This window comes from Henriciella aquimarina (genome assembly GCF_002088975.1).
In the GTDB taxonomy this organism is placed as follows: Bacteria; Pseudomonadota; Alphaproteobacteria; order Caulobacterales; family Hyphomonadaceae; genus Henriciella; species Henriciella aquimarina.
In genome coordinates this window covers 1-5,685 of the sequence record NZ_NCST01000029.1, presented here as the reverse complement: position 1 = coordinate 5,685, position 5,685 = coordinate 1, and the positions used below count along the sequence as shown (strand labels likewise).

The 5,685-nt window shown below is 65.9% G+C and carries 4 protein-coding genes; 2 read left to right on the top strand and 2 right to left on the bottom strand.

Annotated features, from left to right (window positions below):
- Window positions 1-2,498 (top strand): DUF4159 domain-containing protein (locus B8784_RS04530; RefSeq protein WP_084396433.1); only part of this gene is annotated, 2,498 nt, incomplete at its 5' end.
- A gap of 74 nt (window positions 2,499-2,572) precedes the next feature.
- A complete protein-coding gene (locus B8784_RS04525; protein WP_233355967.1) occupies window positions 2,573-4,534 on the top strand; it encodes a DUF7408 domain-containing protein in 1,962 nt (653 codons plus the stop codon).
- Between the two features lie 26 nt (window positions 4,535-4,560).
- Here the strand turns inward: B8784_RS04525 and B8784_RS21215 are convergent, their stop codons facing one another.
- A complete protein-coding gene (locus B8784_RS21215; RefSeq protein WP_143435288.1) occupies window positions 4,561-5,121 on the bottom strand; it encodes a hypothetical protein in 561 nt (186 codons plus the stop codon).
- Window positions 5,122-5,311: 190 nt separating this feature from the next.
- A partial coding sequence (locus B8784_RS04520) for an integrase core domain-containing protein (RefSeq protein ID WP_233355963.1) occupies window positions 5,312-5,685 on the bottom strand: 374 nt, incomplete at its 5' end.

Here is a 5,685-nt window from a genome sequence, read left to right as displayed (position 1 = left end):
ATGGCGAGGCGCGCAACACGCCGGCGCACCTGCTACTGACGGCGCCGAAGACACTGAACACCGACCCGTCCGACCCGCTCAGCAAGACCGAGCTGCCGCAGCGGGTGAACTCGCTCGATCCGGTCTCCTGGGGTGTCGACCGCGCCGACGCGCTGGAGCGGCTCGATGCCTCCGGGCTGGAACCGGGGCGCATCTTCTGGGTGACCGACGGCCTCGATCCGGAGACCGCCACGCCCTTTGCCCGCGCGCTGGCAGAGCGCGCGCCGCTCAGCGTCTATGCCGCCACGCCGCGCGGACCGATGGCGATCACCGGGCTGAGCTCGGATGCCGAAGGCGCCAATCTGAGGCTCGCCCGCCCGTCCGGTGATGGCGAGGCCAACGCCTATGTCTCGGCGCTGACGCTGGACGGGGCGGCACTCGGCACGGCGGAAGCAAGCTTTGCCGCCGGCGAGAAGACCACCACCGCCGTCTTCGACATTCCCGCCGCCGCGCTGGCCCAGATCTCGCGCTTCACGATCACCGGCTCGGAAGGCGCCGGCAGTGTCTGGCTCTGGGATTCGGCAGCGCGGTCGCGCCGCGTCGGGCTGGTGTCCGGCGATTCGACGGCCCAGCCGCTGCTGTCGGACATGCACTATGTCCGCAAGGCGCTGGAGCCGTTTGCGACGATTACCGCCGGCGACCTGCCGGACCTGATCGCCGCCGATCCGGACGCCATCATCATGACCGATATCGGCCAGCTCGCCCCCGATCTCGAACGCGATCTCGGCGAATGGGTCGAGGGTGGCGGCGCGCTGATCCGCTTTGCCGGCCCGCGCATGGCGACCCAGACCGACAGCCTCGTGCCCACCCCGCTGCGCCGCGCCTCGCGCGCGATTGGCGGGGCACTGACCTGGGAAGACCCGCAATCCATCGGCAGCTTCCCGGAAAATTCGCCTTTTGCCGGGCTGCCCGCCCCGGAAGACGTGAAGATCCGCCAGCAGGTGCTCGCCCGCCCGGACCCGGCGCTTGTCAGCAAGACCTGGGCGCGGCTCACGGACGGCTCGCCGCTCGTCACCGCCAGCCAGCGCGGCCAGGGCACGCTGATCCTCTTCCATGTCACCGCCGGGCCGGACTGGTCCGACCTTGCCTATTCCGGCACCTTCGTGGAGATGCTGCGCCGCGCGATTGCTGCCGGGCGCGGCGAAGCGGTGGCCGACGATGAGGGCACCTACACCCCCGACATCGTGCTCAACGGCTATGGCCGCCTCGTCAGCCCGGCCGCAAATGCCATCCCGGTCGCGGCGACCGACTTTCGCGGCCTCACACCGTCGGAGAGCCACCCGCCCGGCCTTTACCGCGGCCCGGCAGGCACCCGCGCGATCAATGCCGCCCGCGATGCCAGCCCCGCCATCATGACGGACTGGCCAGCGGGCACCCGCCTGCTCGGCGACGCGGAAGCGCAATCCATGCGACTGGCCGGCCCGCTGCTGGGCTTGGCCGGGCTATTGCTCGCCATCGACCTCATCATCGCGCTCGCCATTGCCGGACGCCTGCCCCGGCTCGGGCAGAAGACCGCCGCAGTGCTCATCATCGGCCTCGCCGCGCCGCTCTTCGCCGATCTCTCGCCCGCCGCCCAGGCGCAGGGCTATCCCCAGCCCGATCCGTACAGCTATGGCGTCAGCCCCGGCTATGGCGTCGATGTGCAGGTCTCCGGCGACATCGACAAGGCAACCGAAGCCGCGCTGGACATGCGGCTGGCCTATATCAAGACCGGCAATACCTCGGTCGACGAGGCGACGCTGGCCGGGCTGAACGGCGTCTCGCTGACCCTCTACCGGCGCACCTCGGTCGAACCGGCCGAGCCGCACGCCGTCGATCCGGAAACCGATGCCCTCGACGTCTATCCCGTCATCTTCCTCGCCCTGCCGGAGAATGCCGAACCGCTGAGCTCGCTCGCCGTGGAGCGGCTGAACACCTATCTGCGCAATGGCGGCACGCTCTTCATCGACACGCGCGAGGGCGGACGCCTCGCGGCCGGCAACAGTTTCGACGATCTCGATCGCGTCCTGCCGGGCCTCGACACCCCGCCCCTGCAGCCTGTTCCGCAGGACCATGTGCTGACCCGCAGCTTCTACCTGCTCGACGGCTTTCCAGGGCGCTATCAGGACCGCCGCCTCTGGATCGAATCCTCTGGCGCGGGCGAGGAAGGCAACCGCCGGGGCGACGGGGTCTCGAGCCTCGTCATCGGGGATGCCGACTATCTCGCCGCCTGGGCGGTCGATAATCGCGGCCGGCCGATCTATTCCGTGGATGGCGGCGACGAGCAACGCGAAATGGCGCGCCGCTTCGGGGTCAATCTGATCATGTATGTGCTGACCGGCAACTACAAGGAAGACCAGGTCCACCTGCCCGCCCTGCTGGAACGCCTCGGCGAACACGACAATGGCGGTGGCCGCCGCGAACGCGACCGCTTCGATTTCAACGATATTCCGGAGCGCCCGGATGGAGGCCCGCGCTGACCGAAGCTGCCCGCATAAGTTTCGACCCGCTTCTGGGCTGGCCGCTTCTCTGGGCGCTGCTGGCGGTCTGCGCGGTGAGCTATCTCGCCTATCTGAGATGGCGCGGCCAGGCCTGGTTGACCCGCGCGCTCGCCCTGACGGCGCTGGCGGCGGCCCTCTCCAACCCCTCCTATGTGCGCGAGGAAAGAGAGCCCCTGCCCTCTGTCGCCGCCGTCGTGGTCGACCGTTCCGAAAGCATGACCTTCGGCGAGCGTACCGAGATCGCCAATGCCGTGCGCGAGACGCTGCAGGGCGAGCTGGAGGCCGACGAGTCGCTCGAAGTGCGTCTGGTCGAGAGCGACAGCCGGTCCGACGGCACCAATTTGATCGGCGCACTGGAAGGCCTGATGGCCGATGTGCCCCGCGACCGGATTGCCGGCGCGGTCATCGTCACCGATGGCCAGGTCCATGACGTGCCCGAAGACCTCGCCCAGCTGACCGGGCTCGGGCCGATCCATGCCCTTATCACGGGCGATCCCGACAGCGGCGACCGGCGCATCTCGCTCGTCCAGTCGCCGGATTTCGGCATTGTCGGCGAGCAGGCCCGCTTTGTCGTGCGCGTCGACGACCCGGTCGCCGACCAGGCCACCGTCTCTGTCTCGGTCAATGGCGGCCTGCCCGAACGCATCACCGTCGAGACCGGCGTGGACACGCCGCTGCCCATCGAGATCGAGCGGCGCGGCGACAATATCGTCGTCGTCGAGACCCCGGCGGGCGAGCAGGAACTGACCATGGCGAACAACCGCACCGCCGCGACGCTGTCGGGCGTGCGCGACCGGCTGCGTGTGCTGCTGATCACCGGCAAGCCGAATGCGGCGGGCCGCGTCTGGCGCGATCTGCTAAAGTCCGACCCGTCGGTCGATCTCGTCCACTTCACCATCCTGCGCCCACCCTTCAAGCAGGATGTCACCCCGCTTGAGGAAATGGCATTGATCGCCTTTCCGACCGAGGAGCTGTTCGAGGGCAAGCTCGACGAATTCGACCTCGTCATCTTCGACCAGTATGAGCGGCGCACCGTGATCACCATGTCCTATCTCGCCAATATGGCGCGCTATGTCGCCGATGGCGGGGCGCTGCTGATTGCTGCCGGCGAGGATTTTGCCGGCCCGGCGAGCCTCGCCAATACGCCGCTGGCGGGCGTGCTGCCGGCGCTGCCGACGGGCACGATCAAGGTCGGCCCTTTCCTTCCCACCCTGTCGGATACCGGCAAGCGCCACACCGTCACCCAGGCCCTCGACGGCCAGGACTGGGGCGAATGGGTGCGCTATGTCCAGGCGACGCCCGAGGCCGGCGATGTGCTGATGACAGCCAGGGATGGCGACCCACTGCTGGTCGTCGACCGGGTGGGCGAAGGCCGGGTGGCGCAGCTGCTGTCGGGCCAGATCTGGCTCTGGGCGCGCGGGCATGATGGCGGCGGCCCGTTTGCCGAGCTGATCCGGCGCATGGTGCACTGGCTGATGAAGGAGCCGGAGCTGGAGGAGCGCCAGCTGCGCCTCGAAGCCCAGGGCGATACGGTGCGCGCGACGCTGCGGACCCTGTCGGACAATGCCCCGCCGCTCTCCATCGAGACGCCGGATGGCCAGACCATGCAGCCGCAATGGCAGGCCACCGGGCCGGGCGAATTCGCCGCCGAAGCGCCGATCGACCGGCTGGGCCTCTTCCGCGCGCGGGCCGGCGGGCTCGAGGCCGTCACGCTGAACGGGCCGGCCAATCCGAAAGAATATGCCGCGCTGGAAGCGACCCCCGAGGTGCTCCAGCCCGTCGCGGCCATGACCGGCGGGGGCATCTACACCATCGACAGTCCGGGCGATGCGATCCCCGATGTCCGCCGCGTCGCCCAGGGCGCGAACGCCACCGGCGGCAACTGGCTCGGCCTGCGTGAGCGCGGCGCCTATGCGGTGAGAAGCTCGACCAGCCTGCCGCTCCTGCCGGGGCTGCTCGCAGCGATCGCCCTCATCGTCTTCCTGCTGCTGGCCTGGCGGCGCGAGGGGCGGTAGGCGCGAGGACGATCAAACGAATTCGACTATGGGAAAGCAGCATGAAGTTCGGCTTCAAATTCTTCGAGATCAAATCGAATTACATGGTCTATTTCCGCAAATGCTACGACCATTTCATCGCCGTATTCTTTGTTCGGTCGAAAATCACCTCTCCCCAATAAGCAGCTCGAAAGCACGTGATAATACGCCTGATGACCTCTCAAGCCCCTAAGATGTCTGAATACTATCTCTGCAATGTATTTCTTAAACTGCGGACGTAGCTTCCTCGATGTCATAAATGGTTTGAAACACTGTACTAAGCAAATCGCTGCAGATTTCGGGATATTTCCGTTTTCGCGTCGGCAGTCGGGCGTTTCGGGCTGTGCGTGGATAGATTTTTCAGGCAGGTGGGTGCCCAGTTCGATCCAAGATAGCATCGTCCTGTATAATTGATAAAAGAGGTATTCCAGACGCGTTGCATACTCGGCCGTAAGATCCAATTCAGGATTAGAGAGGTCGTAAACACCGAGCATGCCTTCATTGAAATTACTGAAGTAATACAACCACATATGCCAATTGATTTCTTGCACCGCTGATGCATGAATCATCGCGTCAAAAAATTCGATCGTGGCGTGAATGACATCGTGTTTCGCCTCCCTCTCCTGACTTACTGGAGGGGAATTTAGCCACTCGATGTATTCCGCATCGCGATCCGGCGACAGCTCTCTAATAACGTATTCGCCAGGGTATCTGTAAATATCGAGGTTCTTGGTGACCCAGCCCCGTGATCCGGGCCGTTCATTCGGAGAGTCTGTTCGCCTTTCTTTCTGTTGTTGATGGCGTGGTCAAGGCCCGGGGAGTGGAGCTTCCCCGCGGCTCAAGCGAGCCGGGCCTTCGGCGGCGCAGCCGCCGTTCGTAGGTTACGGGGCTGAGGCCGCCGAGTGATGTGTGTGGCCGGACCGTGTTGTAGTCTATCCGCCAGGCTTCGATGATGCGCCGGGCGTCACCGAGACTGTCGAAGAGATGCTCGTTCAGGCACTCGTCGCGCAGCCGGCCGTTGAAGCTCTCGACGAAGGCGTTCTGTGTCGGCTTTCCCGGCGCGATGTAGTGCCACTCAATGCCGGCCTCGCGCACCCATTTCAGGATCGCATGACTGGTCAGCTCCGTGCCAT

Excerpts from the sequence above, each read along its gene's own strand:
- B8784_RS21215 (WP_143435288.1), bottom strand. The coding sequence starts at position 5,121 with ATGATTCATGCATCAGCGGTGCAAGAAATCAATTGGCATATGTGGTTG.